This is a genomic window from Myroides sp. N17-2 (assembly GCF_002286775.1).
Taxonomy (GTDB): domain Bacteria; phylum Bacteroidota; class Bacteroidia; order Flavobacteriales; family Flavobacteriaceae; genus Flavobacterium.
The window spans coordinates 1-363 of sequence record NZ_NSGJ01000128.1 but is presented as its reverse complement, the minus strand read 5'-3'; the positions used below and the strand labels follow the sequence as shown (position 1 = coordinate 363).

Annotated in this window: 1 rRNA gene; it reads right to left on the bottom strand. The window is 47.1% G+C overall.

The window, feature by feature from the left end:
* Positions 1–363: ribosomal RNA gene (locus tag CF599_RS19375) — 23S ribosomal RNA — on the bottom strand; the annotation flags it as partial.

Sequence of the window (363 nt, the reverse complement as noted above, 5' to 3'; positions counted from 1 at the left end):
CTCGAGCGCCTTAGGATACTCTCCTCGACTACCTGTGTCGGTTTACGGTACGGGTACTTATAATCTAAGTTTAGAAGCTTTTCTTGACAGCCCTTAGGCACACTATCTCGTTGTCCGAAAACTCTGAGTACTATCGCATTTCTCCTAGTCTGACGCATTTTACTATCAAACCAATAGGTACGTGCTTCAACGAACTATTCCGTCAGTTCGCGGTGCTTTCATCACTGTGTCACTCCATCACAACTATAAGTAGTACGGGAATATTAACCCGTTGGCCATCGACGTCCCCCTTCGGGTGTGCCTTAGGTCCCGACTAACCCTAAGCTGATTAGCATAGCTCAGGAATCCTTAGTCTTACGGCGT